The 25196-nt window shown below is 65.7% G+C and carries 21 protein-coding genes; 7 read left to right on the forward strand and 14 right to left on the reverse strand.

Going from position 1 to position 25196, the window contains the following annotated elements; translation table 11 throughout:
* Positions 1-79 precede the first annotated feature (79 nt).
* The 3 genes from xseA (at position 80) to leuA (ending at position 4333) form a co-directional block, all read left to right on the forward strand.
* Positions 80-1459 (forward strand): exodeoxyribonuclease VII large subunit, encoded by a 1380-nt coding sequence (gene xseA, locus N5D48_RS04775; protein WP_279881671.1) that lies wholly within the window; start codon positions 80-82, stop codon positions 1457-1459.
* A 3-nt stretch (positions 1460-1462) separates the two neighbouring features.
* Complete coding sequence (locus N5D48_RS04780) at positions 1463-2290, forward strand: M23 family metallopeptidase (RefSeq protein WP_279881674.1); 828 nt, start codon at positions 1463-1465, stop codon at positions 2288-2290.
* A 369-nt stretch (positions 2291-2659) separates the two neighbouring features.
* Positions 2660-4333 carry a 2-isopropylmalate synthase gene (gene leuA, locus N5D48_RS04785; RefSeq protein ID WP_186713889.1) on the forward strand — a complete coding sequence of 558 codons (1674 nt, stop codon included), beginning with the start codon at positions 2660-2662 and terminating at the stop codon, positions 4331-4333.
* A gap of 309 nt (positions 4334-4642) precedes the next feature.
* Here the strand turns inward: leuA and N5D48_RS04790 are convergent, their stop codons facing one another.
* The 3 genes from N5D48_RS04790 to zwf are packed head-to-tail and all read right to left on the reverse strand — an operon-like array spanning position 4643 to position 7504.
* A complete protein-coding gene (locus N5D48_RS04790; protein ID WP_279881680.1) occupies positions 4643-5317 on the reverse strand; it encodes a bifunctional 4-hydroxy-2-oxoglutarate aldolase/2-dehydro-3-deoxy-phosphogluconate aldolase in 675 nt (224 codons plus the stop codon).
* 17 nt (positions 5318-5334) lie between these two features.
* Positions 5335-6048: a 6-phosphogluconolactonase gene (gene pgl / locus N5D48_RS04795; protein WP_279881682.1), complete on the reverse strand. Its 714-nt coding sequence runs from the start codon at positions 6046-6048 to the stop codon at positions 5335-5337.
* Positions 6035-7504, reverse strand: coding sequence for a glucose-6-phosphate dehydrogenase (gene zwf, locus N5D48_RS04800; RefSeq protein ID WP_186734093.1), 1470 nt, complete (start codon positions 7502-7504; stop codon positions 6035-6037). Before zwf ends, pgl begins: the two co-directional genes overlap by 14 nt.
* 191 nt (positions 7505-7695) lie before the next feature.
* Between zwf and hexR the strand changes: the two genes are divergently transcribed.
* Positions 7696-8559, forward strand: coding sequence for a DNA-binding transcriptional regulator HexR (gene hexR / locus N5D48_RS04805; protein WP_172402443.1), 864 nt, complete (start codon positions 7696-7698; stop codon positions 8557-8559).
* Here hexR and N5D48_RS04810 read toward each other — a convergent pair.
* The 11 genes from N5D48_RS04810 to edd all read right to left on the reverse strand — a co-directional run bounded on the left by N5D48_RS04810 (position 8552) and on the right by edd (position 22057).
* Entirely contained in the window at positions 8552-9406 is an 855-nt protein-coding gene (locus tag N5D48_RS04810; RefSeq protein WP_279881686.1) for a D-hexose-6-phosphate mutarotase, read from the reverse strand. The two genes, hexR and N5D48_RS04810, sit on opposite strands and share 8 nt — an antisense overlap.
* A 118-nt stretch (positions 9407-9524) precedes the next feature.
* Positions 9525-10868 (reverse strand): carbohydrate porin, encoded by a 1344-nt coding sequence (locus N5D48_RS04815; RefSeq protein WP_279881688.1) that lies wholly within the window; start codon positions 10866-10868, stop codon positions 9525-9527.
* 201 nt (positions 10869-11069) lie between these two features.
* A complete protein-coding gene (gene ugpC, locus N5D48_RS04820) occupies positions 11070-12218 on the reverse strand; it encodes a sn-glycerol-3-phosphate ABC transporter ATP-binding protein UgpC (protein ID WP_279881690.1) in 1149 nt (382 codons plus the stop codon).
* A gap of 3 nt (positions 12219-12221) precedes the next feature.
* Positions 12222-13067 (reverse strand): carbohydrate ABC transporter permease, encoded by an 846-nt coding sequence (locus tag N5D48_RS04825; RefSeq protein WP_279881692.1) that lies wholly within the window; start codon positions 13065-13067, stop codon positions 12222-12224.
* Positions 13060-13968 carry a sugar ABC transporter permease gene (locus tag N5D48_RS04830; RefSeq protein WP_186713879.1) on the reverse strand — a complete coding sequence of 303 codons (909 nt, stop codon included), beginning with the start codon at positions 13966-13968 and terminating at the stop codon, positions 13060-13062. Before N5D48_RS04830 ends, N5D48_RS04825 begins: the two co-directional genes overlap by 8 nt.
* Before the next feature lie 144 nt (positions 13969-14112).
* Positions 14113-15399, reverse strand: a complete 1287-nt coding sequence (locus N5D48_RS04835) for an ABC transporter substrate-binding protein (RefSeq protein WP_279881696.1) — start codon at positions 15397-15399, stop codon at positions 14113-14115.
* 115 nt (positions 15400-15514) lie between these two features.
* A complete protein-coding gene (locus N5D48_RS04840) occupies positions 15515-16732 on the reverse strand; it encodes an AGE family epimerase/isomerase (RefSeq protein WP_279881698.1) in 1218 nt (405 codons plus the stop codon).
* A gap of 231 nt (positions 16733-16963) precedes the next feature.
* Positions 16964-18418 carry an ATP-binding protein gene (locus tag N5D48_RS04845; protein ID WP_279881700.1) on the reverse strand — a complete coding sequence of 485 codons (1455 nt, stop codon included), beginning with the start codon at positions 18416-18418 and terminating at the stop codon, positions 16964-16966.
* The gene (locus N5D48_RS04850) at positions 18402-19124 is read right to left on the reverse strand and encodes a response regulator transcription factor (RefSeq protein WP_279881702.1); all 723 of its coding nucleotides are present in this window, start codon (positions 19122-19124) and stop codon (positions 18402-18404) included. Before N5D48_RS04850 ends, N5D48_RS04845 begins: the two co-directional genes overlap by 17 nt.
* Before the next feature lie 153 nt (positions 19125-19277).
* Entirely contained in the window at positions 19278-20234 is a 957-nt protein-coding gene (locus tag N5D48_RS04855; protein WP_279881704.1) for a glucokinase, read from the reverse strand.
* On the reverse strand, positions 20231-22057 hold the full coding sequence (gene edd / locus N5D48_RS04860) for a phosphogluconate dehydratase (RefSeq protein ID WP_279881706.1): 1827 nt from the start codon (positions 22055-22057) through the stop codon (positions 20231-20233). Before edd ends, N5D48_RS04855 begins: the two co-directional genes overlap by 4 nt.
* A gap of 266 nt (positions 22058-22323) precedes the next feature.
* Between edd and gap the strand changes: the two genes are divergently transcribed.
* The 3 genes from gap (at position 22324) to N5D48_RS04875 (ending at position 25164) form a co-directional block, all read left to right on the forward strand.
* On the forward strand, positions 22324-23325 hold the full coding sequence (gene gap, locus N5D48_RS04865; protein ID WP_279881708.1) for a type I glyceraldehyde-3-phosphate dehydrogenase: 1002 nt from the start codon (positions 22324-22326) through the stop codon (positions 23323-23325).
* A gap of 270 nt (positions 23326-23595) precedes the next feature.
* Positions 23596-24108 carry an RNA polymerase sigma factor gene (locus N5D48_RS04870; protein ID WP_279881710.1) on the forward strand — a complete coding sequence of 171 codons (513 nt, stop codon included), beginning with the start codon at positions 23596-23598 and terminating at the stop codon, positions 24106-24108.
* Between the two features lie 93 nt (positions 24109-24201).
* The gene (locus N5D48_RS04875) at positions 24202-25164 is read left to right on the forward strand and encodes a FecR domain-containing protein (protein ID WP_279881712.1); all 963 of its coding nucleotides are present in this window, start codon (positions 24202-24204) and stop codon (positions 25162-25164) included.
* The last annotated feature ends 32 nt before the right edge of the window (positions 25165-25196 follow it).

Consider the following 25196-nt stretch of genomic DNA (forward strand, 5'->3'; position numbering starts at 1 on the left):
TATGTGCGTGGGAGCGGGCTTGCCCCGCGATAGCGGCCGGCACAGACAACCAGGCCTTCGCTCCTTTATGATGCCCGGCATGATCAGAGCCCCTTTCGAACGACTCGGCCTGGACCGCGAGGTCCTCACCGTCAGCCAGCTCAACGGCCGCGCCCGCGTGCTGCTCGAGGACGTGTTTCGCAGCGTCTGGGTGGAAGGCGAGATTTCCAACCTCGCCCGCCCGGCCTCCGGCCACCTGTACTTCACCCTCAAGGACAGCGGCGCGCAGATCCGCTGCGCCTTGTTCCGGCAGAACGCCGCCCGCGTGCGCCAGGCCCTGCGTGATGGCCTGGCGGTGAAGGTGCGCGGCAAGGTTTCGCTGTTCGAGGGCCGTGGCGACTACCAGCTGATCCTCGACACGGTGGAGCCGGCCGGCGACGGCGCCCTGCGCCTGGCCTTCGAAGCCTTGAAGGAAAAGCTCGGCGCCGAGGGTCTGTTCAGCACCGATCGCAAGCGGCCGCTGCCGGCGCATCCGCAACGCATCGGCATCATCACCTCGCCCACTGGCGCGGTGATTCGCGACATCATCAGCGTGTTTCGCCGCCGCGCGCCGCAGGTCGAACTCAACCTGATCCCCACCGCGGTGCAGGGCCGCGAGGCCATCGCGCAGATCGTCCACGCCCTGCAGATGGCCGACCGACAGGGCTTCGACGCGCTGATCCTGGCCCGTGGCGGTGGCTCGCTGGAAGACCTCTGGTGCTTTAACGAAGAGGCCGTGGCCCGCGCCGTGGCCGCCTGCGTGACACCGATCGTCAGCGCCGTGGGCCATGAGACCGACGTGTCGATCAGCGACTTCGTCGCCGACGTGCGCGCGCCCACGCCCTCAGCCGCCGCCGAACTGCTCGCCCCGGACAGCAGCGGTCTGCAGCAGCGTCTGGACAGCCTGCAACGGCGCCTGCTGCTGCGTATGCAGAGCCGCCTGGCCCACGACCGTCTGCGTGTGGAGGGCCTAGCCCGACGCCTGCGCCATCCTGGCGAGCGCCTGCGCCAGCAGGCCCAGCGCCTGGACGACTTGGACATGCGCCTGCGTCGCGCCTTCATGCTTGGCATGAGCCAGCGCCACGAACGCCTCGGCCGTCTCGACACACGCCTGGGCGCACAGCATCCAGGGCGCAGCCTGAAATTGCTGCGCCAGCGCCTGGACAGCCTGGCCGAGCGCCTGCCACGGGCCATGCGCGACGTGCTCAAGGACCGTCGCCAGCGTTTCCAGGCGCAATTGCAGACCTTGCAGGTGGTCAGCCCACTGGCCACCCTCGCCCGCGGCTACAGCATCCTGCTCGACGAGCGTGGCCAAGCCATCCGCAGCGCCGCGCAGACCCACAACGGCCAGCGCCTGACCGCCCGCCTCAAGGAAGGCGAGCTCAAGGTGCGGGTCGAGGACAACCACCAGACTCCGGTCACCCTCTCGCTACTGGACTGACACATGCCCCGCCTGTTCGCGCCCCTGCTCGCCCTCGCCCTGTTGCTGCCGCTCACCACGGCCCAGGCCAGCTACATCACCCGCACCCTCGACAAGCCGGTGCCCGGCGGCGTGGCCGTGGTCAACCTGGGGCCTGCCGCCAGCGCGCCAAGCGCCCGCTTCGACGGCAAGCCGGTGCTGGTGGTGAAGGAGCAGGACAACTGGCTGGCCATCGTCGGCATCCCGCTCACCCAGAAGCCCGGCAGCGCCGTGCTCACCCAAGGTGGACGCGACATCCGCTTCAGCGTGGGCAGCAAGAAATACCCCGAACAGCACATCACCTTGAAGAACAAGCGCCAGGTCAACCCCGAGCCCGAGGACTTGAAGCGCATCGACCGCGAGCTGGCCGAGCAGATCAAGGCCTACCGCAGTTTCAGCCCGACCCTGCCGAGCAACCTGATCCTCGACAAGCCGGTCAACGGCCCGCTGTCGAGCAAGTTCGGCGTGCGCCGCTTCTTCAACGGCGAGGAACGCAACCCCCATGCGGGCCTTGACTTCGCCGTACCGGCCGGCACGCCGATCAAGACCCCGGCCAATGGCAAGGTGATCCTGGTGGGCGACTACTTCTTCAATGGCCGCACGGTGTTCGTCGACCATGGCCAGGGCTTCATCAGCATGTTCTGCCACATGTCGAAGATCGACGTGAAGCCAGGACAGGTGCTGCGCCGCGGCGAGGTGGTCGGCCGCGTGGGCTCGACCGGCCGGGCCACCGGGCCACACATGCACTGGAACGTCAGCCTCAACGATGCGCGGGTCGATCCGGCAATTTTCATCGGCGCGTTCCAGCCCTGAAAGCGCAATCGCGGGGCAAGCCCGCTCCCACGCAGCCATGGTGGGATCGTGGGAGCGGGCTTGCCCCGCGATTTGCGCAACGAAAAAACATCACGCAATAAAATCTCAACAAACCCTAATCAACGGCCACAAAAACTCAGAAGCATCGTTTTTTTAAGCATTCCTCTCAATTTTCTCGCAATGCTTGCCATCCCCCAACCCACTGGTTAGGGTTGAGCCTATGAACATCTTCAGCACCCTGCTCCGACAACACCGCAGCCTCTGCCTGGTCAGCGCCCGACTACCAGGGTGAATCGCGTCGCCTCGCCTTTTTCTCTCGTTTTCGTTTGGCAGGCCCGATCACGGCCGCACATAAAAAGGATTGCTTGCATGACCATGCTCAAAGACCCTTCGAAGAAATACCGCGCGTTCCCGACCATCGACCTGCCTGACCGTACCTGGCCGTCGAAGACCATCACCCAGGCGCCGATCTGGTGCAGCTCCGACCTGCGTGATGGCAACCAGTCGCTGATCGAGCCGATGGACTCGGAGAAGAAGCTGCGGTTCTGGAAGACCCTGGTGCAGGTGGGCGTGAAGGAAATCGAAGCGTCGTTCCCGTCTGCCTCGCAGACCGACTTCGACTTCGTGCGCACCCTGATCGAAGATGGCCACATCCCGGACGACACCACCATCCAGGTGCTGACCCAGGCCCGTGAAGACCTGATCGCCCGGACCTTCGAATCCCTGCGCGGGGCCAAGAAGGCCATCGTCCACCTGTACAACGCCACCTGCCCGTCGTTCCGCCGCATCGTCTTCAACCAGGACAAGCAGGGCGTGAAGGACATCGCGGTCAACGCCGCCAAGCTGTTCGTCAAGTACGCCGCCCAGCAGCCGAACACCCAGTGGACCTTCCAGTACTCGCCTGAAACCTTCAGCGCCACCGAACTGGAATTCGCCAAGGAAGTGTGCGACGCGGTGATCGAGGTGTGGAACCCGACCCCCGAGCACAAGATCATCCTCAACCTGCCGGCCACCGTCGAAGTCGCCACGCCGAACGTCTACGCCGACCAGATCGAATGGTTCTGCCGCAACATCAACCGTCGCGACAGCGTGATCATCAGCCTGCACACCCACAACGACCGTGGCACCGGCATCGCCGCCACCGAACTGGGGCTGATGGCCGGCGCCGACCGTGCCGAAGGCTGCCTGTTCGGCAACGGCGAGCGCACCGGCAACGTCGACCTGGTGACCCTGGCGTTGAACCTCTACACCCAGGGCATCGACCCGCAACTGGACTTCTCCGACATCGATGGCGTGCGCAAGGTCGTCGAGGAGTGCAACCAGCTGCCGGTACACCCACGCCACCCGTATGTCGGCGACCTGGTCCACACCGCCTTCTCCGGCTCGCACCAGGACGCCATCCGCAAGGGCTTCGCCAAACAGCAGGACGGCGAACTGTGGGAAGTGCCATACCTGCCGATCGACCCGGCCGACATCGGCCGCAGCTACGAGGCGGTGATCCGCGTCAACAGCCAGTCGGGCAAGGGCGGCATCACCTACCTGCTCGAGCAGGAGTACGGCATCAGCCTGCCGCGCCGCATGCAGATCGAGTTCAGCCAGGTGGTACAGGGCGAGACCGACCGTCTCGGCCTGGAAATGACCGCCGAGCAGATCTACAAGCTGCTGCAGAAGGAATACCTCCAGGCCAACGCACCGTATGCACTGGTCAGCCACCGCCTGCAGGAAGAGAACGGCAGCAGCCATGTGCAGGTGGAAGTCTCCGGTGAAGGCGAGACCACACTGCATTGGCACGGCAAGGGCAACGGCGCCCTGGAAGCGCTGGTGGCCGGCTTGCCGGTCAGCGTGGAGATCATGGACTACAACGAACACGCCATCGGCGCTGGTACCAACGCCAAGGCGGCGGCCTACATCGAGCTGCGCGTGGCCGGTGGGCGTCCGGTACACGGCGTGGGGATCGACGAGAACATCACCACCGCCAGCTTCAAGGCGCTGTTCAGCGCGCTGAACCGGTCGCTGAGCCAGCAGCAGGCCAAAGCGGCGTAAACCATCGCCGATAAACGAAGCCCGCATCCTCGATGCGGGCTTTTTTTTTGCCTGTAGCAGGCAACCCCTTTTGCCCTGCATACCCGTGTAGGAGCGGCCTTGCCGAGGCGTCGGACCGGTCGGAAAGGGGCGCGCAGCGGCCCCAGGGTTTCAGCGTTCATGCAAAGATCGCTGGGGCCGCGTTGCGGCCCTTTCGCGACACAAGGCCGCTCCTACAGGGAGATGCGTAGATCCCGATAACTGCAGCAGGCAAAAAAAAGGGGCGCCGACCAAGCGCCCCACAAGCCGTGTAGCACACAACGAAATCTGTCAGTCCAGCAACGCCATCGCCTCGGCGCTGCACGCCTCGATCCGCGCCCAGTCGCCGTTCTTGATCCAGCTGCTGTCGAGCATCCAGGTGCCGCCCACGCACATCACATTGGGCAGGGCCATGTAGTTGCGCACGTTGGCCGGGTTCACCCCGCCGGTCGGGCAGAAGCGGATGTCGCCGAACGGGCCGGCAAAGGCCTTGATCGCCGCCACGCCACCACTGATCTCCGCCGGGAACAGCTTGAAGCGACGGTAGCCGAGGGCATAGCCCATCATGATCTCCGACGGCGTGCTGATGCCCGGCAGCAGCGGAATGTCGCTGTCCACGCCCGCTTCGAGAATGTCCTGGGTGATGCCCGGGGTGACGACGAACTGCGCGCCCGCGGCCTCGACGGCGGCGAACATGCCGCGGTCGAGCACGGTACCGGCACCGACGCACAGTTCCGGACGCTGCTCGCGCAGCACCTGGATGGCCTTCAGGCCATGCTGCGAGCGCAGGGTCACTTCCAGGGTGCGGATGCCGCCGGCGGCCAGGGCGTCGGCCAAGGGCAGGATGTCCTCCTCACGGGCGATGGTGATCACCGGCAGAATGCGCGCCTGGTCGCAGATCGCGTCGATGCGCTCGGCTTTCTCGGCCATCGAGAGCAAAGGCTGTGGGCGTTCGAGGGTGGTCATGACAATGGGTCCTTGGCTCATGGGCACCAGTAGATGTCCAGGGGATCGTGAAGAAAGGCGCGAATCGGCATTTCGGTTGGGTCTTCGGCCGCCAGGGCGGCACGCAGGGTGGCGAGCTTGCCCGCGCCTTGCACGGACAGGGCGATGAAGCCGGCGCTAGCCAGCAGCGCGCGGGTCATGCTCAGGCGCTGGTGCGGCACGCTCGGCGCCAGCATCGGCAGGCAGCGACGCTCACCCACCTTGGCCAGGCCCTGGCGCAGGTTGGGGCTGGCCGGGAACAGCGAAGCCGTGTGGCCGTCATCGCCCATGCCCAGCACCAGCACATCGATCGGCGGCAGGTCGGCGAGTACCTGATCAGCCTGCTCGGCGGCGGCCTCCAGGGTCGCGCCGCTCTGGTACAGGCCGATGAAACGCGCCTTGGCCGCACCACCCTTGAGCAGGTGGCGGGCCAGCAGGCCGGCGTTGCTGTCGTCGTGCGCCACCGGCACCCAGCGCTCGTCCGCCAGGCTCACGGTGACCTTCGACCAGTCCAGCACCTCTGCCGCCAGCTTCTCGAGAAACGGCACCGGGCTGCGGCCGCCGGACAGCACCACGCAAGCCTGGCCCTTGCTGGCGATGGCCTGGCGCAGGTGCTCGGCCACGTCATGGGCCAGGGTCGCCGCCAGGGTTTTCGCATCAGCCAGCTGATGCGCCTTCACCGTCGCCGGCAGTTGCAGTTCAGATATCGCCATACCAGGCCCTCCCATCACGAGTGATCAATGCAATCGAGCTCATCGGCCCCCAGGAACCGGCCGCATAGGGCTTGGGCGCGTCGCCGCTGGTCTTCCAGCCAGCGATCAGCTGATCGCACCATTTCCAGGCGTATTCGATCTCGTCCTTGCGCACGAACAGGTTCTGGTTGCCGCGCATCACTTCCAGCAGCAGACGCTCGTAGGCGTCCGGAATCCGCGCGCTGCGCCAGGTGTCGGAGAAGTTCAGCTGCAGCGGGCCGCTGCGCAGCTGCATGCCCTTGTCCAGGCCCTGCTCCTTGGTCATCACCCGCAGCGAAATGCCTTCGTCCGGTTGCAGGCGAATGATCAGCTTGTTGCCGATCTGCAAACGCTGTTCCGGGGCGAAGATGTAGTGCGGGGTTTCCTTGAAGTGGATGACGATCTGCGACAGCTTCTGCGGCATGCGCTTGCCGGTGCGCAGGTAGAACGGCACGCCCGACCAGCGCCAGTTGCGGATATCGGCGCGCAGGGCGACGAAGGTCTCGGTGTCGCTCTGGGCGTTGGCGTTGTCCTCTTCCAGATAGCCCGGCACCGGCTTGCCGTCGCTGAAGCCGGCGATGTACTGGCCGCGCACCACATGAGTGCTCAGGCCTTCGCCGGTGATCGGTGCCAGGGCCTTGAGCACCTTGACCTTCTCGTCGCGGATACTGTCGGCCGACAGGTCGCTGGGCGGGTCCATGGCGATCAGGCAGAGCAGCTGCAACAGGTGGTTCTGGATCATGTCGCGCAGCTGGCCGGCCTTGTCGAAGTAACCCCAGCGGCCCTCGATGCCGACCTTCTCGGCGACGGTGATCTCCACATGGGAGATGGAGTTCTGGTTCCACTGGGTTTCGAACAGGCTGTTGGCGAAACGCAGGGCGATCAGGTTCTGCACCGTCTCCTTGCCCAGGTAGTGGTCGATGCGGTAGACCCGGCTCTCGGGGAAGAACCGCGCCACGGCGTCGTTGACCCGGCGCGACGACTCCAGGTCGTGGCCGATGGGTTTCTCCAGCACCACTCGGGTGCGCGAGGCCAGGCCGGCCTTGTCGAGGTTCTCGCAGATCGCACCGTAGACCGCCGCCGCCGTGGCAAAGTAGGCGATCAGCGGCTGCCCGCTCGGCGCCTGCTCGGCCAGGGCCTGGTAGCCCTCGGGCTCGACGAAGTCCAGGTGCAGGTAGCTCAGCCGCCCGAGGAAGCGCCCCAGGGAAGCGGCATCGATCTCGGCCTCTGGCACATGACGGCGCAGATGGGCTTCGATGTTGTTCAGGTGTTCCTGCACGCTGCCCGGCTCGCGGGCCAGGGCCAGCAGGCGGGTATCCGGGTGCAGGAGGTCGGCGCGGTCGAGCTGGTAGAGCGCGGGAAACAGCTTGCGCAACGCCAGGTCGCCGAGGGCGCCAAAGAGGGCGAAGGTGCAGGGTTCGACACTGATCGCGGCCATGATGTTGGTTCTTTTATTAATGTTGAACTAGGAATACCGGTTTCAACCCTGCTTTTCAAGGGTTAATGTAGTAAAAACCACAACATTCAATACAGCTGTTACAGACAAGTGGTGTGTCAATCTTACCGACAGTACGATACACGCCATCGCAAAAAGCCTGCTTCCCGACCCAAGGACACACCATGGACCGCGTGCGCAACCTCCTGGAACAGATCCAGGGCCGCCTCGACGAGCTGAACAAGGCCGAACGCAAAGTCGCCGAAGTCATCCTGCTCAACCCGCAACAAGCCACCCGCTTCAGCATTGCCGCCCTGGCCCAGGCGGCCAAGGTCAGCGAACCGACGGTCAACCGCTTCTGCCGCTCGTTCGGTGTCAGCGGCTACCCCGAGCTCAAGCTGCAGCTGGCGCAAAGCCTGGCCAGCGGCGCCGCCTATGTCAGCCGCGCGGTGGAGGCCGACGACGATCCGGCCGCCTACACCCAGAAGATCTTCGGCAGCGCCATCGCCTCGCTGGACAGCGCCTGCCAGGCGCTCGACCCGCAGCAGGTCAGCCGCGCCGTGGACATGATGATCCAGGCCCGGCAGATCCACTTCTTCGGCCTCGGCGCCTCGGCCCCCGTGGCCCTCGACGCCCAGCACAAGTTCTTCCGCTTCAACCTCGCCGTGTCGGCCCATGCCGATGTGCTGATGCAGCGCATGCTGGCCTCGGTGGCCCACACCGGCGATCTGTTCGTGATCATTTCCTACACCGGGCGCACCCGCGAACTGGTCGAGGTGGCGCGCCTGGCCCGGGAAAACGGCGCCTCGGTACTCGGCCTGACCGCCGCCGGCTCGCCCCTGGCCCAGGCCTGCAGCCTGAGCCTGCACATCCCGCTGCCGGAAGACACCGACATCTACATGCCGATGACCTCGCGGATCATCCAGCTCACCGTGCTCGACGTGCTCGCCACCGGCATGACCCTGCGCCGCGGCGTGGACTTCCAGCCGCACCTGCGCAAGATCAAGGAAAGCCTCAACGCCAGTCGCTACCCGATCGAGGACGACGACCTCAACTGAGCCGGTGCGCCTGCAGCCGCAGGTGCGCCCGCTCCCCCGGCGCCAGGCTCAGGCCCTCGCCACTGCCGCTGGCCGCCTCGACGCAGACGAAGCCCTGGCATTCGCGCCCGGTCACGCCCATCAGCGGGCGATTGCCTGGGTGCCAGACCACGGTGTCATCGCTGTCGCCGGTGTCGATGCACAGCTCTCGCTGCCAGTCCGGGTCCTGCAACTGCACCTTGGGTGTACCGGGGTAGACCTTCTGGCAGCCGCCCTTGAGGGTCAGCGCGCCGTCCTCGCGGCAGGCCTGGCGATTGAGGCGATCGTAGCCCTGGATATCCTCGAGCCCGGACAGCGCTATCTTCGACACGTCGCTGATTCGCCAGTAGGCCAGCAGCGCATGGCTCAACTGGCAGGGCTCGCTGTCCTGGTGCTCGGTGCTCAGGCTCAGCTCCATGCTCGCGCCGAGACGGGCGTGCAGGTCGACCTGCCAGTCGCACAGGTCCAGGCGCCACTTCAGGGTCACACCCTGCTCGTCCTCGCGACTGTCCACCAGCTTCCAGTCCAGCAGGCGCGCCCAGCCGTGGGCCGGCCACAGGTCCTCGCTGGGATGACGGCCATACCAGGGCCAGCACACTGGCACGCCACCGCGGATGGCGCCCACCTGTGGCCACTGCTCGGCGCACCACAGCCAGGGTTTTTCGCCGGCCGGCTGGAAATGCAGCAGTTGCGCGCCCTGGCGGCTGAACACCGCCTGGCAGCCAGGGTGGTCGATGATCAGCACATCGCGCTGCTGGTAACGCTCCCACTCGAAGGTCGGCCTGGGCCGTTGCGAGGTGAAGAAGCGATGTAGCGGATGTTCGGGCATGGTTCCAAGCTCTTTTGTTGTTTGAGATAGCGCTGTCTCGACCCGTGCCCGCTAACCACTGCTGGCCAGTGGTTAGCGGGAGGTCGAGATGGATGGCGTAAATTTACAACAATTTTTCTCAGAATGACGACTGAATCTTCAACCCCGCGACCAGCGCGTTATCCACCTCATCCACACCACCCGGGCTCTTGATGTACTGCAGGTTCGGGCGCACGGTCAGCCAATTGGTGACGTGGAAGCCGTAGTAGAGCTCGGCGTTGTACTCGGTGCGCTGCAGCGGCACGAAGCCGGGGTTGTCGTAGTCGTTGATGCCACTCTGGGCATTGAGCAGCTCGGCGCGCTTCTTCACGTCGTCGTTGACGTGAATGCGGGCGATGCCGAAGCCGATATCGTCCTTGGGCCGGGCATCGAAGGCGCCTTTGTAGACCAGGCCGACCTGCTGGTAGTTGTCGACCACGTTGGTGGCCTTGTCGTGCACGGTGAAGTTGGCGAACAGGCTCAGGCCACGGTTGACGTCGCCGGCATGGGCGGTGACCTGCTGCTGCGCCACCACCCACCAGCCGTGCTTGCTGGAGTGCGACTTGAACGCCGCGCCGGTCAGCGCCTGCGGGTTGCCGTTGATGTCGTCGTAGACGTCGTCGGCCTTGGCGGTGCTGTAGTAGTAACCCAGGCGGTACTCGCCCGGCAGGCCGTTGACCTTCGGCGACCACACCGCCTCCACCGGCAGGATCGCGCCCTTGGTGCCGCTTCCGCTGAGCTTGAAGCCGTTGCCGGTCTCCAGGTTCGACGGGTTCTGTTCGTAGGCGCCGACCTGGACGAATAATTCCGGGGTGATGTTGTACTTGACCCGCAGCGCCCACTGGCTGACCGGCCAGTTGTACCAGATGCCACCGACCCAGTTGCCCACCTGTGAGCCGCAGAACGCCAGGTTCTGGAAGTCACAGGGGAAGCTGTTGAAGTCCTCGCCCTCGCCGAAGCGGCCGAATTTCACGTCCAGCGCGCCGTCGAAGTACTTCTGCTTGATCCACATCTGGGTCAGCCGCCAGGTCTGGCCCCGGCCCCAGACTTCCTGCACCGAGCTGAACTGCCCGGCACGCGGATCGCTGATGCGGTCGTTGGACAGGTTGCGGCCGCTACGCTCGGTGATCGCCAGTTTGAACTCGGTGTCCTTCCAGCCGAAGATCTTCTCCAGGTCCAGGTGCGCGCCCAGGGCGAACTGGTCGCTGTAGCGCGCGGTCTTGTCGTCGTTGTAGCCGCCGTGCAGGTTGCCGGCCACCTCGCCGACGTAGTCGAGGGTGAAGTCGTAGCCCTTCTCCAGCAGCTCGGTGCGGGTGCCGCCCCAGTCGCCGGTCATCCATTTCGATTCCGACGAGAAAGCCTCGGCGGCCTGGGCCCCGCTGCTGCCGACCACGGCCAGCAGTGCCAGTGAACCCAGCGTTCTGATGCGATTGCGATGTTCCATCCCTTTGCGTCCTCTTTTCTTGTTATTAACAGAACGAATCAACGGCCAGGTCTTTTCTGTGGGAGCGGCCTTGTGCCGCGAAAGGGCTGCGTAGCGGCCCCAGGATCTGCACATCCCGCACAATTGCCGGGGCTGCTGTGCAGCCCTTTCCGACCGGTCCGACGCCTCGGCAAGGCCGCTCCTACAGGGACCGTGTCCGGTTCAACGGCCTTTGAAACGCGTCACGTTGTCCTTTACGGCAGTGGCGGCAAGGTCCAGGCGTTCGCCGCTGCCGGCGTCGAACAGCAGCACCCGCGCCGGGTCGAACTGCAGGTTGAGGCTGTCGCCGACCCGGCACGCCACATCCGGCGCCAGGCGGCAGCAGACCTTGGTCTGGTTGAGGGTGACGAACACCAGCAGATCCGGCCCGGTGGGCTCGGTGACCTGCACTTCGGCGCGGATGCCCGGCAGGCCATTGCCCTGCTCCGCCCCCAGGGCGATCTGCTCCGGGCGCACGCCGAGGATGATCTCGCGGCCTTCCAGCTCGTCCGCCGCCACGCCCAGCGGCAGCTCGCAGCGCGCCTGGCCGCTGTCGAGCAGCGCCAGCACGCGCCCGTCCTGCCGGGTCAGGCGCACCGGGATGAAATTCATCGGCGGCGAGCCGATGAAGCTGGCGACGAACAGGTTGGCCGGATCGTTGTAGATCTGCTGCGGCGTGCCGAACTGCTGGATGATGCCGTCCTTCATCACCGCCACCTTGTCGCCGAGCGTCATCGCCTCGATCTGGTCGTGGGTGACGTACACCGTGGTGGTTTTCAGGCGCTGGTGCATCAGCTTGATCTCGGTGCGCATCTCCACCCGCAGCTTGGCATCGAGGTTCGACAGTGGCTCGTCGAACAGGTAGATCTTCGGCCGGCGCGCCAGCGCCCGGCCCATGGCCACGCGCTGTTGCTGGCCGCCGGACAGCTGCCCGGGCTTGCGCTCGAGCAGGTGCTCGATCTGCAGCAGCTTGGCGACCCGCGCCACCTCCTGGTCGATGGCGGCCTGGGGCATCTTGCGGATCTTCAGACCAAAGGCGATGTTGTCGCGCACGTTCATGGTCGGGTACAGCGCGTAGGACTGGAACACCATGGCGATGTCGCGATCCTTGGGGCTCATGCCGCTGACGTCCTCGTCGTCTATGAGGATCGCCCCGCCACTGATGCTTTCCAGGCCGGCGATGCAGTTCATCAGCGTCGACTTGCCGCAGCCCGAGGGGCCGACCAGGATCAGGAACTCGCCGTCCTTGATCGCCAGCTGAATGTCCTTGAGCGTGTCCGGCAGGCCCACGCCGTAGGTCTTGTGCACATTGCGAAGTTCGAGTGTTGCCATGACTTACCCCTTGACCGCGCCGGCGGTCAGCCCGCGCACGAAATACTTGCCCGCGACCACGTAGACCAGCAGCGTCGGCAGCCCGGCGATCATCGCCGCGGCCATGTCGACGTTGTATTCCTTGGCCCCGGTGCTGGTGTTGACCAGGTTGTTGAGGGCCACGGTGATCGGTTGCGAGTCGCCGCTGGAGAACACCACGCCGAACAGGAAGTCGTTCCAGATCTGGGTGAACTGCCAGATCAGGCAGACCATGATGATCGGCGTCGACATCGGCAGGATGATCCGCCCGAAGATGGTGAAGAACCCGGCGCCGTCCAGGCGCGCAGCCTTGACCAGCGCCTCGGGGATGCTCACGTAGTAGTTGCGGAAGAACAGCGTGGTGAAGGCCAGGCCGTACACCACGTGCACCAGCACCAGCCCGCTGGTGGTGCTGGCCAGGCCCAGCTTGCCGAGGGTGAACGAGGCCGGCAGCAGCACGGTCTGGAACGGCAGGAAGCAACCGAACAACAGCAGGCCGAAGAACAGCTGCGAGCCACGGAAGCGCCACATCGACAGCACATAGCCGTTGAGCGCGCCAATCGCGGTGGAGATCAGCACCGCAGGCACAGTGATCAGGATCGAGTTGACGAAGTAGCCGCTGACCGTGGCCCAGGCCTTGCTCCAGCCAATGGCGGTGAATTCGGTCGGCCAGCTCAGCAGGTTGCCAGTGCCGATGTCCTCGGGGGTCTTGAAGCTGGTCAGCAGCATCACCACCAGCGGCACCAGGTACAGCAGCACGGCCAGCAGCAGCACGCCGTGGATGGCGATGCGGCTGAGGTTCAGTGCGGGTTTGTCGGTCAGGCTAGTCATGGCGTTTGCCCCGCAACTCGGAATACAGGTACGGCACCAGGATCGCCAGGATCGCGCCGAGCATCAGGATCGCGCTGGCCGAGCCCATGCCCATCTGCCCGCGGCTGAAGGTGAACGAGTACATGAACATGGCCGGCAGGTCCGAGGAGTAGCCCGGGCCGCCGGCGGTCATCGCCGCCACCAGGTCGAAGCTCTTGATGGCGATGTGCGCGAGGATCATCAGCGAGCTGAAGAACACCGGGCGCAGGCTGGGCAGCACCACGGTCCAGTAGATGCGCGGCAGGCTGGCGCCATCGAGCTGGGCGGCGCGGATGATCGACTGGTCGACGCCGCGCAGGCCGGCGAGGAACATCGCCATGATGAAGCCCGAGGCCTGCCACACGGCGGCGATCACCAGGCAGTAGACCACGCGGTCGGGGTCGATCAGCCAGTCAAGGCGAAAGCCTTCCCAACCCCAGTCGCGCAGCAGCTTGTCCAGGCCCATGCCGGGGTTGAGCAGCCACTTCCAGGCAGTACCGGTGACGATCATCGACAGCGCCATCGGATAGAGGTAGATGGTGCGGATGAATCCTTCGCGGCGGATGCGCTGGTCGAGCAGCACGGCGAGGAACACGCCGATGGCCAGGGTGATGCCGATGAACAGGCCACCGAACAGCAGCAGGTTCTTGCTCGCCACCCACCAGCGGTCGTTGTCGAACAGCCGGGCATACTGGGCCAGGCCCGCCCACTTGTAGGTGGGCAGGAAGGTCGAGGTGGTGAACGAGAGGACGAAGGTCCACAGGATGTAGCCATAGAAGCCCACCAGGACGATGAACATGCTCGGCGCCAGCACCAGCTTCGGTAGCCAGCGCTGCAGCGCGTCCAGGGGGGAGGCCCGCAGGCGGGCGGTTGCTGTGGTCATGATTGCACACCTGGAAAAGGGTCAGCACATCACCTGTGGGAGCGGGTTTACCCGCGAAGCAGACACTGCGGTGCCTGGCACCGGCTATGCCGGTGTTCGCGGGTAAACCCGCTCCCACAGGGATCTCGCCAGCCTCGGCGTTGGCTATTGGGCGGCTTTGACTGCCGAGTAGAGTTTCTTCGCCGCATCCGCAGGATCGGCCTTCGGATCGTTGATGTAGTTGGTCACCACATCGAAGAACGCCCCCTGCACCGCCAGCGTGGTGGCCATGTTGTGCGCCATGCTCGGTTGCAGGCCGCCGGTCTTGGCGTCGGCCAGGAAGTCCTTGGCCGCGGTCTGGGCGCAGCTGTCGAAGCCATGCTTGCCCATGTCGGCGAGCATGTCGTTGCGCACCGGGATCGAGCCCTTGTTGGTGCTGAAGACCTTCTGGAACTCCTCGCCCAGCACCTTTCGGGCGATGTCCTGCTGGCCCGCCGCGGTACCCTTGTCCTTCTGCTTGAACACCACCAGCGAGTCGATGTTGTAGAGGAAGGCCTGGTCGGTGCCAGGGAAGGCCACGCACTGGTAGTCCTTGCCAGCGGTCTTCTTGGCCAGGGTCCATTCGCTCTTGGCCCAGTCGCCCATGATCTGCATGCCGGCCTTGCCGTTGATGACCTTGGCCGCTTCCAGGTTCCAGTCCTGGCCCTTGCCGTCAGGGTCCATGTAGGTGGCGACTTTCTTCAGCTCGGTAAGCGCCTTGACCATCTCGGGGCCGGTCAGGGCCTTTTCGTCCAGTTCGACCAGCGCTTTCTTGTAGCCGTCGACGCCCATCACCGAGAGCACCACGCTCTCGAACACAGTGCTGTCCTGCCACGGCTGGCCGCCGTGGGCCAGCGGGATGAAACCGGCTGCCTTGAGTTTGTCGCCGGCGGCGTAGAACTCCTCAAGGGTGGTCGGCGCCTTGTCGATGCCGGCCTTCTTGAACACATCGGGGTTGATCCACAGCCAGTTGATACGGTGGATGTTGACCGGCACGGCCACGTAGTCACCGTCGTACTTGACGGTGTCGGCAACCTTCTTGTCGAGCAGGCTGTCCCACTTCTCCGCTTTGGCCACATCCTTGAGCACATCAGGATCGAGCAGGCCGGTCGCGGCCCAGTCCTGGATATCCGGCCCTTTGATCTGGGCGACGGCGGGCGGGTTGCCGGCCACGGCGCGGCTCTTGAGCACGGTCATCGCGGTGGCGCCGCCACCGCCAGCCACGGCGCCGTCTTTCCAGGTGAAGCCATCTTTCTCGACCTGGGCCTTGAGCACGTCGACGGCAGCTTTTTCACCACCGGAGGTCCACCAATGGACGACCTCCACATTGCCTTTTGATTCGGCGGCATGGGCATTGAGAGAGCAGAGTGAGGCGAAGGAGATCGCGGCGGCGAGACGAAGCGTCGAATGCATGGGAATACCTTTCTTGTTGTTATGCGAGGCAAGACTGTCGCTTGCATGGCATGGAGTGTAGGGAGCTCGCGCCCGGCGCCAGGTAACGAACGGATGCGCGAATGTCATCGTTTGGTTACAAAGCCAGGGCCGTGGCCAGGCTCGGCGCCAGCGGCAGGCGCGGCAGCAGCAGGGCCTGATAGGCATGATAGAGGTCGGGCTTGCCGCCCCAGATTCGCGCACTGGGCAGCAAGGTAGCATCGAGTTCGTGATGCCAACTGCCGTGGGCGTGGTCGATGAAATGGCTGGCGATGAAATCCCAGAAGCAGCGATACCACTGTTCGTACTGCGCCTCACCGGTGCGCCTCGACAAGGCCGCGGCGGTGGCGCAGGCCTCGGCATGCACCCAGTGCAGGCGCTCGCGCACCACTGGACGGTCGTGCCAGTCGAGGGTATAGACCAGGCCCGGCGCACCGTCGGCCTGCCAGGCATGCCGCCAGGCGCTGTCGAACAGCCCCCTGGCGGCCACCAGCAGCCCCTCTGGGGCTGGCAACTGTGCCCGTTGCAGGGCCGCCTCCAGATGCAGCGCCAGACGCGCCCACTCGAAGGCATGACCAGGTGTGGTGCCATAAGGGCGGAAACCGTCGGCGGGATTGTCGCGGCTGTAGTCGGGCAATGCCTGCCAGTGCTCGTCGAAATGCTCGGTGACCCGGAAACCGTCAACGGTGGCCCGGCCAAGGATCAACCGTTCGACGATCCGCAAGGCACGCTTGAGCCACAGCGGCTCGCCGGTCACATCGGCCAGGGCGAGAAACGCCTCGACGCCGTGCATGTTGCTGTTAGCGCCACGGTAGGCCTCCGCCTGCCGCCAGTCGCGGGAGAACGACTCACGCAAGGCGCCCTCCTCCTCGCACCAGAAGCGCTGCTCGATGACCCGGACCACGGCATCCAGCAGTGCCTGGGCCTGCGCCACGCCCGCCACCACCGCCGAACTGGCGGCAAGGGCGACGAAGGCATGCAGGTAGGCGGCCTTGCCGCTGTCGCCATGGCCTTCGGGCTGCGCGTACCAGCCGTCGTGCTCCTGATCGCGCAGCGGGCCCAGCAGGGCCTCGACGCCATGCTCGACCAGCTCGCGGCAACCCGGAACACCCTGGATATGCGCCAAGGCGAAACTGTGGGTCATGCGCGCGGTGTTCATGGTCTCGGCCAGGGCGCAACGGGGCAGGCGGCCTTCGTCGTCGAGGTTGCCGAAGCCTTGGGACAGGCGCGAGGCTCTGGCGAACCTGAGCAGGCGCAAGGCCTCGAGGTCGAGCCAGGCATGGTGTGTCGGGGAGTCGATCCAGCGGTTGGCCATGGGCGTGGTCTTCCTTGTTGTTGTCAGCCGATTCTAGTCAGCCGTCCTGGCTGGCATGTCACGAAGACCGGCTCGATTGTCACCACTTAGTGACATCAGGCCCCTGTAGGAGCGGCCTTGTGTCGCGAAAGGGCCGCAGAGCGGCCCCAGGATCTCGGCGCAGATACTGAAATTGCCGGGGCTGCTTTGCAGCCCTTTCGCGACACAAGGCCGCTCCTACAGGGGATCGTGTCAATCGGCTGTACGGGGTAGGTACAAGGTCACTCGCAATCCCCCTTCACGCAGGTTGAACAGGCTCACCTCGCCGCCATGGCTGTGGGCGATGTTGCGCGCGATCCCCAGCCCCAGCCCATAGCCCTGCTGCTGCCCGGCCAGCCGGAAATGCGGCTCGAACACCTGCTCCAGGCGCTGCTCCGGCACCCCCGGGCCCTGGTCGTCCACCTGCAGGACGAAGCCCTCGGCACTGTCGAGGATCCGCAGGTGCGCCCGCTCGCCGTACTTGATGGCGTTATCGATCAGGTTGCCGATGCAACGGCGCAGGGCCAGCGACTTGCCGGGGTATGGCGCCAGCGCCTGTCCTTCAAGGGTGATGCGGCCGTCGCCGAGGTATGGCTCGGCGAGCATCTCCAGCACCTGGTTGAGGTCGATCGGTTCGATGTTCTCGTGAATATCGGTGTCCTTGACGCATTGCAGCGCGCCCTTGACCAGCAGCTCCAGCTCGTCGAGGTCGCGGCTGAACTTCGCTTGCAGCTTCTCGTCCTCGAGCAGCTCGACCCGCAGGCGCAGGCGCGTGATCGGCGTGCGCAGGTCGTGGGAAATGGCGCTGAACAACTGGGCGCGCTCGGTGAGATAGCGGCTGATCCGCTCGCGCATGCTGTTGAACGCCCGCCCCACCTCGACCACTTCGCTGCCGCCGCCCTCGGCCACCGGGGCCACGTCGGCGCCCAGCGACATTTCCCGCGCCGCCCGCGCCAGGCGCTTGAGCGGCCGGCTCTGCCAGTGCACCAACAGGCCGATGAACAGCAACAGCAGGGCAGTGGTCATGGCGATGAAGCCGATCTGCTGACGTGGCAGGCGCTCGGCCTCGAGGCTGGTGTAGGGCTCGGGCAACAGCGAGGCGATGTACAGCCACTCGCCCTCGCCCAGGCGGATCTGGGTCACCAGCACCGGCGGGTTGAGCGGCTCCAGAGTCAACGAGTAGTGCGCCCAGGAACGGGGCAGCTCATCGAGTTTCAGGCCGCTGTTGAAGATCCGCAGGTCATCGGGGCTGACGAATTCGACGGAGATCTCCAGCTGCTGGCCCAGGCGCTCGTGCAACACCTCCTGGAACACGTCGATCACCGCCTGCTTGCGCGGGGTGATCGGCAGCACCGGCATCTCCAGCGGCTTGACGTTGAGCGAGACGAAGAAGCGCGTGCCGCCCATGCTGCGCAACTGGTCGAGGACCATGGGCCGGTAGGCCACCGGCAGCGAACGGAAGTAGCTGACGCTGGCGCTCATCGAATGAGCCAGGCTGCCAGCGCTGGCACGCAGGCCCTGCAGCTGGCTGGCACGCAATTGCGCCACCCAGATCAGGCTGGACAGCCCCTGGGCCAGCAACACCACCAGCAAGGTGAGCAGCAGCATGCGCCCCAGCAAGGAGCGCGGCAGCAGGCGCCAGCGGCGCTCGCTAGGCCGGGCAGACATTGGCCGCCAGCAGATAGCCGCTGCCGCGCACGGTGCGGATCAGCCGAGGGGGCTTTTCGGTGTCGCGCAGGCGCTGGCGCAGGCGGCTGACCGCCATGTCGACAATGCGATCCAGCGGCATCGGCTCGCGCCCGCGGGTGGCGTTGCCGATGGTGTCGCGGTCGAGGATCTGCTGTGGGTGGTCGAGGAACAGCTTGAGCAGGGCGAAGTCGGCGCCGGAGAGGATCACCTCCTCGCCATCGCGATGGAACAGGCGATGGCTGACCGTGTCCAGGCGCCAGTCGTCGAAGGCCAGCACCGCGCTGGCCGGCGCCGCCTGGCCAAAATCGGCGCGGCGCAACAGGGCCTTGATCCGGGCCTGCAGCTCACGCGGGCTGAAGGGTTTGCCGAGGTAGTCGTCGGCGCCCAGTTCCAGGCCGATGACCCGGTCGGCCTCGTCGGAGCTGGCGGTCAGCATGATGATCGGCACCCGCGCCTGGCGCGGGTGCTCGCGGACCCAGCGGCACAGGCTGAAGCCGTCCTCGTCGGGCAGCATCACGTCGAGGATCACCAAGTCGTAGGGGTTGGCGTCCAGGGCGCGGCGAAAGCCCTGGCCATCGGGTTCGGCATGGACCTGCAGGCCGCAGCGGGCAAGGTAGGTCTGCAACAGTTCGCGGATGTCCTGGTCGTCGTCGACCATCAGGATCGATTTGCCGGCAGTGGTCACAATGGTCAGTCCTCTTGTAAACGCAGATCTTTGTGTCTGCTGTGGGGGCTGCTTCGCAGCCCTTTCGCGACACAAGGCCGCTCCTACAGTTGATCGCGTTGCCCTGTAGGAGCGGCCTTGTGTCGCGAAAGGGCCGCGAAGCGGCCCCAGCAATCAATGGTCCAACGCTTGCTGCAAGGCCACCCCGGCCCCCAGCAACCCGGAAAACTCCGCCGTCACCAGCCATACCGGCACCCCGGCGAAGTAACCGCTCATGCAGCCCTTGTCGGCGAAACTCGCGGCAAATCCGCTACGCAGGAACAACTCGGCGAAACGCGGAATCACCCCACCGACAATGTAGACCCCACCCCGGGCGCCCAGGGTGAGCACGTTGTTACCCGCCACCCGACCGAGGAAGCGGCAGAACTGCTCGATCACCGCCAGCGCCCGGGGCTCGCCGGCCAAGGCCGCGTCGGTGATCTGCGCCGGGCTCTTGTGCGTCGGCGTGACGCCGTCGAGCACACAGATCGCCTGGTACAAACGCACCAGCCCACCGCCACTGAGCACCGTCTCGGCGCTGACATGGCCGATCTGCCGGTGAATCTCCTGGTGGATCGCCGCCTCGCGGGCATTGCCCACCGGCAGGTCGACATGCCCGCCCTCCCCCGGCAGCGCCAGCCAGTGCTCGCCCAGGCGCAGCAGGCTGCCCACGCCCAGGCCGGTGCCGGGGCCGATCACCAGCGCCGGGCGCAACGAGTCGGCGAGGCCTGCGCAGACCTCGCGGAACTCGCCGTCGCGCAGGCGCGTCATGCCCAGGGCCATGGCGGAAAAATCGTTGATCAGCAACAAGCGCTCGACCTGCAACGTCTGGCAGAACGCGCTGCGGCTCAGGCGCCAGTGGTTGTTGGTGAAGCGGAATTCGTCGCCGTCCACGGGGCCTGCTACCGCCAGGCACACCGCCGTCAGGCCGCCACGGGCGATGCCCTGGTCGGCGAGGTAGGCCTCGATGGCCTGCTCGGGGCTGGTGTAGTCGGCGGTGGCCAGCACCTGTACCGCCTGCAGCTCGTTATCGCGCCACAAGGCGAAACGTGCGTTGGTGCCGCCGATGTCGCCGACCAGCAAGGCATTCATTTGAGATTCTCCAGGGCCGAGGTGAAGGCGCTCGCGCCCTGTTCGGCGGAACTGAACGCCACGCGCATGAAGCCGAACAGCTCGCGCCCGCAGCCCAGGTCGTTGCCCGTGGGCGGCTCGGGCAGTTCACGGCTGGCCAGTTCCTCGGCCGGGACCATGATCCGCAGCGTGCCTTCGGCACCATCGACGCGCACGATATCACCATCACGCACCCGCGCCAGCGGGCCACCGTCGAAAGCCTCCGGGCACACGTGGATGGCCGCCGGGATCTTGCCCGAGGCGCCGGACATGCGCCCGTCGGTAACCAGCGCCACCTTGAAGCCGCGATCCTGCAGCACGCCGAGGAACGGTGTCAGCTTGTGCAGCTCGGGCATGCCGTTGCAACGCGGGCCCTGGAAGCGCACCACGGCGACGAAGTCGCGCTCCAGCTCGCCGGCCTTGAACGCATCGGCCAGCGACTGCTGGTCGTGGAATACTCGGGCCGGCGCCTCGACCACGCGATGTTCTGGCGCCACCGCCGATACCTTCATCACGCCGCGCCCCAGGTTACCCTCCATGACCCGCAGGCCGCCCTCGGCGGAGAACGGCCGCGCCACCGGACGCAGGATGCTTTCGTCGAGGCTGTCCTGCGGCCCTTCGCGCCAGACCAGTTGGCCATCCTCGAGGAACGGCTCCTGGGTATAGCGGCGCAGGCCGTGCCCGGCCACGGTATTGACGTCCTCGTGCAGCAGGCCCGCGTCGAGCAGCTCGCGAATGAGGAACGCCATGCCGCCGGAGGCCTGGAAGTGGTTGATGTCGGCCTTGCCGTTCGGATAGACGTGGGACAGCGTCGGCACCACCTCGGACAGATCGGCCATGTCCTGCCAGGTCAGCTGGATACCGGCGGCCTGGGCGATGGCGGGGATGTGCAGGGTGTGGTTGGTCGAGCCGCCGGTGGCGTGCAGGGCGACGATCGAGTTGACCAGCGCCTTTTCGTCGACGATCTCGCCGATGGGCATGAAGTTGCCGCTGGCCTTGGTCATGCGCGTGACCTGGCGCGCGGCCTCGGCGGTGAGGGCGTCGCGCAGCGGCGTGTAGGGATTGACGAACGAAGCGCCCGGCAGGTGCAGGCCCATCACTTCCATCACCAGCTGGTTGGTGTTGGCCGTGCCGTAGAAAGTGCAGGTGCCCGGGCCGTGGTAGCTCTTCATTTCCGATTCGAGCAGTTGCTCGCGAGTGGCCTTGCCCTCGGCGTAGCGCTGGCGCACATCAGCCTTCTCCTTGTTGGAGATGCCCGAGACCATCGGCCCGCCCGGCACGAAGATGGTCGGCAGGTGGCCGAAACGCAGCGCGCCCATCATCAGGCCGGGAACGATCTTGTCGCAGATGCCCAGCATCAGCGCGGCGTCGAACATGTTGTGCGACAGGGCGATGGCGGTGGACATGGCGATCACTTCGCGGCTGGCAATGGCCAGTTCCATGCCCGGCTCGCCCTGGGTGACGCCATCGCACATGGCCGGCACGCCGCCGGCGAACTGGCCGACCGAGCCGACTTCGCGCAGGGCTTGCTTGATCTGCTCGGGGAAGTGCTGGTACGGCTGGTGCGCCGAGAGCATGTCGTTGTAGGCCGAGACGATGGCCACGTTGGCGGCGTTCATCAGGCGCAGGGTCTGCTTGTCCTCGCCACCACAGCCGGCCACGCCATGAGCGAAGTTGGCGCACTGCAGGCTGGCGCGCATGGGTCCGTCACTGGCCGCCCCACGGATCAGCTCAAGGTAGCGTTCACGGGTACGGCGGCTGCGGGCGATCAGCCGTTCGGTGACCTCAAGGATGCGCGGATGCATGTACTGGACTCCAGGCTAACTGTGGGGCGGCCTCCACTGGCCATTTCCCCTCCAAACGATTGCGACCTAGGCTCTAGAAAAAGGTGCCTGGACCGTTCGAAATAGGGCTGACCCGACCACTCGTTGTATGTTTAAACAAAATACTGCCAGCAAAAAGGCTTGTTTTCTATCTCTCGGTGAATAATCTTGTAATTCCAACAACAAAACCGTTTCAGTGAAGCTGCCCTTTGTGCCACAGGCTTCACCCGACTGCCAGAGGTAACGCCATGACCCTACGCATCGCCATCAACGGATTCGGTCGCATCGGCCGCAACGTCCTGCGCGCACTGTACACGCAGGGCTACCGCCAGGACCTGCAGGTCGTCGCCATCAATGACCTGGGCGACAGCGCGATGAACGCCCACCTGCTCAAGTACGACAGCGTCCACGGCACCTTCGACGCCAGCGTCGAGGTCGACCACGAAAGCCTCACCGTCAATGGCGATCGCATCGCCGTCAGCGCCATCCGCAACCCCGCCGAGCTGCCCTGGAAGACCTTGGCCATCGACGTCGTCTTCGAGTGCACCGGACTGTTCACCGAACGCGCCAAAGCCGCCGCCCACCTGGCGGCCGGCGCTGGCAAGGTGATCGTCAGCGCCCCGGCCAAGGGTGCCGACGCCACCGTGGTGTACGGGGTCAACCACGATGTGCTGCGCGCCTCGCACCAGATCATCTCCAATGCCTCGTGCACCACCAACTGCCTGGCGCCGATCGCCCAGGTGCTGCACCGCGAGTTCGGCATCGAACAGGGCCTGATGACCACCATCCACGCCTACACCAACGACCAGGTGCTCACCGACGTCTATCACAGCGATCCGTACCGCGCCCGCTCGGCCACCCAGTCGATGATTCCGAGCAAGACCGGCGCCGCCGAGGCGGTGGGCCTGGTGCTGCCGGAACTGGCCGGCAAGCTCACCGGCATGGCCGTGCGGGTGCCGGTGATCAACGTGTCGTTGGTCGATCTCACCGTCAACCTCAAGCGCGAGGCCAACGCCGACGAAGTCAACCAGCTGTTCCTCGAGGCCAGCCGCCACTCCCGGGTGCTGGGCTACAACGCCCTGCCGCTGGTGTCGTGCGACTTCAATCACAACCCGCTGTCGTCGATCTTCGACGCCAACCACACCCGCGCCAACGGGCGCATGCTCAAGGTGCTGGCCTGGTACGACAACGAATGGGGCTTCTCCAACCGCATGCTGGACAACTGCCTGGCGTTGTTCAACGCCAGGTGACGTTTTGCACGGTTCCCTGTAGGAGCGGCCTTGCCGAGGCGTCGGACCGGTCGGAAAGGGCTGCGAAGCGGCCCCAGCAATATCTGTATCCACATCGAAATCCTGGGGCCGCTGCGCGGCCCTTTCCGACCGGTCCGACGCCTCGGCAAGGCCGCTCCTACAGGGATCGCGTTAGCCGCAATATTTACCTGTTCGTGACATTTCCGCGCTTGACCTTTGGCACGGATGATAAGCATTATCATTCATCCGAAAAATCGACCAGGTTTCCCCGTGAGTCAGTCCCGGTTCAATTCAGTGTTCCTCACCCAGCGCCTTACCTTGCTGCGCACGCTGCAGCGCATGGTGGGCAACCCCAGCACAGCCGAGGATCTGCTTCAGGAAACCTACCTGCGCGTTACCCGCGCCCTGGGTGAACGGCCCATCGAACACCTGGAGCCGTTCGTCTTCCAGACCGCGCGCAACCTCGCCCTGGACCACCTGCGCGCCCGTCGGGTGCAGGCCCGGACCCTGGTGGACGACGTGCCCGAGCAGGTCCTGCACAACGTCGCCGCCCAGGTCGGCAGCAGCGAGGACGCCGCTCACGCCGAACAGTTGCTCAAGCACCTGAGCGTCAGCCTCGGCCAGTTGAGCGCACGCCAGCAACGCATCTTCATCCTCAGTCGCCTGCACGGCGCCAGTTACCTGGAAATCGCCGAGCAGTTGCAGGTTTCGGCCAGCACCGTGCAGAAGGAACTGAAACTGATCATGGCCATCTGCATGGGCGTGGCCGATCGTCACCAGTGACCCGACCGCTCGCCGCCGATCCGCGCAAACCCCTTGCCATGCGCCGGGCCTGCGCCGATCATGCGCAAAAAAATGCCGCTGCAAGGATTCCCCGTGACCGACCACCCCGCCCCTCGCCCGACACCCGCCGAGCCCGACGCCCGCGCCCGTGCCCGCGAAGAGGCGCTGGACTGGTTGATCCGCCTGCAGTGCGCCGATGAGCAAGACACCCAGGCGTTCGAGCACTGGCTCGGCGCCGAACCGGAGAACGCCGAAGCCTATGTCGAGGCCGAAGCGCTATGGAATGGCACGCCACTGCGCCAGGCCGCCGACCGTCTGCACCGGCGGCAGCGGCACTCGCTTGGCGGACGCCTGCGCAGGCACTGGAAACCACTGGCCACGGCCGCCGTGCTGCTGGTCGGGCTGTTCACCTTCGGCAACCTGCCCGTACGCCTGCAGGCCGACCACCTTACCGTGGTCGGCGAGCGCCAGCGCCTGCAACTGGACGATGGCGCCAAGGTGCTGCTCAACACCAACTCGGCCTTCGCCAGCGATGTGCAGGGTGGTCGCCAGGTGGCCCGCCTGCTGCAGGGCGAGGCGTACTTCCAGGTATCGGGCAGCAGCCAGCCTCCGCTGGAGGTGAGGGCTGGCCCCTTGCGCGCCAGCGTGCGCGATACCGACTTCGCCGTGCGCTACCTCGATGGCGAGGCTCAGGTCCGCGTGCAACGCGGCGATGTCGACCTGCAGGCAGCGAGTGACCAGCGCATCCGCCTCAGCGCTGGCGACAGCATCAACGTCGGCCCCAAGGGCTTCAGCGAACGCCAACGCGCGGACCTGCGCAAGGACCTGGCCTGGGTCGAAGGCCGCCTGGTGTTCGAGAACTGCCCGCTCAGCCAGGTGCTGGCCGAAGTCCGCCGTTACTACCCCGGCTGGATCATCAGCCGCAATGCCGAGCTGGAGCAGGTCGCGGTCACGGGCAACTACCGTCTCGACCAGCCGCTGGAAACGCTTCGCGCCCTGGCTCACATCACCTCGGCGCAATTGCACGAGTACCCCGCGCTGGTGATTCTCAACTGATCCGAAGTTTTTTTACGCGATCGCCCCCTGTC

It is taken from the genome of Pseudomonas sp. GD03858, from assembly GCF_029840925.1.
In the GTDB taxonomy this organism is placed as follows: Bacteria; Pseudomonadota; Gammaproteobacteria; order Pseudomonadales; family Pseudomonadaceae; genus Aquipseudomonas.

Bases quoted from the DNA above. Each gene is read 5' to 3' on its own strand.
- N5D48_RS04780 (WP_279881674.1), top strand. From the start codon at position 1,463: ATGCCCCGCCTGTTCGCGCCCCTGCTCGCCCTCGCCCTGTTGCTGCCG.
- zwf (WP_186734093.1), bottom strand. From the start codon at position 7,504: ATGGCCGCGATCAGTGTCGAACCCTGCACCTTCGCCCTCTTTGGCGCC.
- N5D48_RS04790 (WP_279881680.1), bottom strand. From the start codon at position 5,317: ATGACCACCCTCGAACGCCCACAGCCTTTGCTCTCGATGGCCGAGAAA.
- gap (WP_279881708.1), top strand. From the start codon at position 22,324: ATGACCCTACGCATCGCCATCAACGGATTCGGTCGCATCGGCCGCAAC.
- N5D48_RS04825 (WP_279881692.1), bottom strand. From the start codon at position 13,067: ATGACTAGCCTGACCGACAAACCCGCACTGAACCTCAGCCGCATCGCC.
- ugpC (WP_279881690.1), bottom strand. From the start codon at position 12,218: ATGGCAACACTCGAACTTCGCAATGTGCACAAGACCTACGGCGTGGGC.
- xseA (WP_279881671.1), top strand. From the start codon at position 80: ATGATCAGAGCCCCTTTCGAACGACTCGGCCTGGACCGCGAGGTCCTC.
- N5D48_RS04835 (WP_279881696.1), bottom strand. From the start codon at position 15,399: ATGCATTCGACGCTTCGTCTCGCCGCCGCGATCTCCTTCGCCTCACTC.
- N5D48_RS04810 (WP_279881686.1), bottom strand. From the start codon at position 9,406: ATGCCCGAACATCCGCTACATCGCTTCTTCACCTCGCAACGGCCCAGG.
- N5D48_RS04815 (WP_279881688.1), bottom strand. From the start codon at position 10,868: ATGGAACATCGCAATCGCATCAGAACGCTGGGTTCACTGGCACTGCTG.
- edd (WP_279881706.1), bottom strand. From the start codon at position 22,057: ATGCATCCGCGCATCCTTGAGGTCACCGAACGGCTGATCGCCCGCAGC.
- N5D48_RS04840 (WP_279881698.1), bottom strand. From the start codon at position 16,732: ATGGCCAACCGCTGGATCGACTCCCCGACACACCATGCCTGGCTCGAC.
- leuA (WP_186713889.1), top strand. From the start codon at position 2,660: ATGACCATGCTCAAAGACCCTTCGAAGAAATACCGCGCGTTCCCGACC.
- N5D48_RS04845 (WP_279881700.1), bottom strand. From the start codon at position 18,418: ATGTCTGCCCGGCCTAGCGAGCGCCGCTGGCGCCTGCTGCCGCGCTCC.
- N5D48_RS04830 (WP_186713879.1), bottom strand. From the start codon at position 13,968: ATGACCACAGCAACCGCCCGCCTGCGGGCCTCCCCCCTGGACGCGCTG.
- pgl (WP_279881682.1), bottom strand. From the start codon at position 6,048: ATGGCGATATCTGAACTGCAACTGCCGGCGACGGTGAAGGCGCATCAG.
- N5D48_RS04855 (WP_279881704.1), bottom strand. From the start codon at position 20,234: ATGAATGCCTTGCTGGTCGGCGACATCGGCGGCACCAACGCACGTTTC.